This is a genomic window from Planomonospora algeriensis (assembly GCF_977012225.1).
In genome coordinates, this window is sequence record NZ_CDRNDK010000750.1 from 1 (window position 1) to 2,016 (window position 2,016).

Genomic DNA, 2,016 nt, shown 5'->3' on the forward strand with positions numbered 1-2,016 from the left:
GCCGACCTGGTCGCCACCGTGCTGCGCACCGCCGCCCTGTGAGCACCGCACCCGCACCCGCAGAGACCATGCCCCACACCTGGCAGGGACCCCGTGCCCGCACCGGACCCGCACCGGCCAGAACCGGCTGGGACCGGCCAGGGATCACGGCCGACCTCCGCACCGCACCGCGTCCGGCAGGGACCCCGTACCCGGAGCCCCGGGCACCCGAGCGACGGGCATCCGAGCAGACGCCGTCGAGGCCGCCACCCGCACATCCGGGTGGCGGCCTCGACGCGTTCCCGGCCCGGAGACACCGCACCCGGCGGCGGCGGACCCGGAGCGCCACCACCCAGGTGTTTACGCCGTAAACACCTTCCGCGCTGAGGTGTTCTTGCGAAGGCGAATGCTCAGCGGGCCGGCTGCCGCTTGCCGTACTCCTCCGCGGCTGCGAGCAGCACACTCAGCGGGATCATCGCTTGACCGTCCACGAGGCTCGCGACGATCGCCTCGCGGATCAACGCTGTCGGCTTGATGCCCCGCTCCGCCGCTCGAGCACGGACGGCGTCCATCACCGGCTTGGGCAACCGCAGCGAAGTAGTGGTCATCGGGCGTCAACTGGCGTGCTTGAGCTGGTGTACGCGTTGCTTGGACACGCCCATGATCAGTGCGCCGTCCCGTTCGCTGATCCCGGCTGCTGCGAGCTTCTTCGCCACACGGATGGCGGCGGCTTCCCGGGCAGCGCTGACCGCTTTGGCTTGCGCGATCGATTGCTGGTATTGATCCAAGTCCGCAGCCAACTGCTCGTCGATGTCGTACATGTAGGTTACGGCGATCTCAGTCCCCTTGGGAACGTCCAAGATGAACCAGGCGACGGCTTCGGCCTCCTCCTGCAACTCGGCGAGAGTGCGGCCGGTCACACCACCGATTGGAGCGACATCCATCGGAACGGCGGACCAGACCATGAGACCAGTGTCCAGGGTCTGTCCCCGGGTGACCCGGTAGGTCAAGCTGTGCGAGGTCATTCCAGCCAATCCTTTCCGAAGACGGGTTCAAGGGCTGTTGCCAGAGCGGCGAGTGTTTCCGGGCGGAAGTCCCGCAGGGGAACCAGAGCCCGGCCGACGACGACTTGCTGAGCGTCGTACAGGAAGAGCAATCGAGTGGACCTTCCCTGTTCGATCCAGTCGGGACGAAGGTCATGCTGCCGTGCAAGGACGTAGATCCGGTCTCGGATCTCTTGGTAGGTCCACAATGTCACGCTGGCAGCCTAGCTTTGTTGGCGGAGCGGTGCCATTCAAACTTGGCACTCTTGTGGTCGGACGCCTGGATCGGGTCGAGACGCTGTTCCTGACGCTCTTTCGTCGCGCGATCGTCCTCCGGTATCTGCCGGTGAAAGGCCTGGGCGATGTACCCGTAGGGGCGTGGTCCGGCCGTTCGTGCCTTGCTCGCCAGTGTTTACGGCGTAAACAGCGGTTGGGCGATGGCGACCTCTTCGGATCCGGCTGACAGTCATGAGGACGCGGATCTCGGATGAAGTCCGGTCTACCGCCGTACTCGGTGGAACGGCGCCGAGGCAGCCGCTGCTGCTTCCGGTAGTGGCTGACCCCGAGGTGAAGGCCGCACGTCTGCCGATCTCGCAGCCGGTGCTTTCACGGCTCTTTCGAGGACCCGGGATCGCCGGTGGTGTCGGGACTTTAGGGTTTCCGGCCCCCTGCAACCGGGCCGCACCCCTGCCGCACTGGGACCGCTACGTCCGGACGGCTTACTGGATGTCGAAGGCCGCTGCAGCAGGGCTTTCACCGGTCCCGCCCGAGCCCCTCCGGGAGCTGGAACGGAACCGGAGCCCTGTAGCCGAACGAAGGAACCGCCTCCATGACTTTCGCCGCCCGCCTCACCACCAGCGCCCGCCTCCTCACCGCCACCCTGGGTCTGACCCTGACCGCCGGACTGAGCATGGCCACCGCCGGTACGGCGAGCGCGGACACCGGCGAGACCGGTGAGCAGGTCATGCTCCAGGGCTCGACCACCGCCTCCTAC

The 2,016-nt window shown here is 67.0% G+C and carries 3 protein-coding genes; all 3 read right to left on the reverse strand.

All coding sequences use genetic code 11. The features are described from left to right. Positions 1 to 389: 389 nt before the first annotated feature. From ACWJ6R_RS35360 to ACWJ6R_RS35370, 3 genes are read right to left on the reverse strand one after another with little or no spacing between them, the layout of a single operon-like run. On the reverse strand, positions 390 to 587 hold the full coding sequence (locus ACWJ6R_RS35360) for a hypothetical protein (RefSeq protein WP_449066383.1): 198 nt from the start codon (positions 585 to 587) through the stop codon (positions 390 to 392). 6 nt (positions 588 to 593) lie between these two features. Next, positions 594 to 1,004 carry a hypothetical protein gene (locus ACWJ6R_RS35365; RefSeq protein ID WP_449066384.1) on the reverse strand — a complete coding sequence of 137 codons (411 nt, stop codon included), beginning with the start codon at positions 1,002 to 1,004 and terminating at the stop codon, positions 594 to 596. After that, a complete protein-coding gene (locus tag ACWJ6R_RS35370) occupies positions 1,001 to 1,237 on the reverse strand; it encodes a hypothetical protein (RefSeq protein ID WP_449066385.1) in 237 nt (78 codons plus the stop codon). The genes ACWJ6R_RS35365 and ACWJ6R_RS35370 overlap by 4 nt, the downstream gene beginning before the upstream one ends. Positions 1,238 to 2,016: the final 779 nt, after the last annotated feature.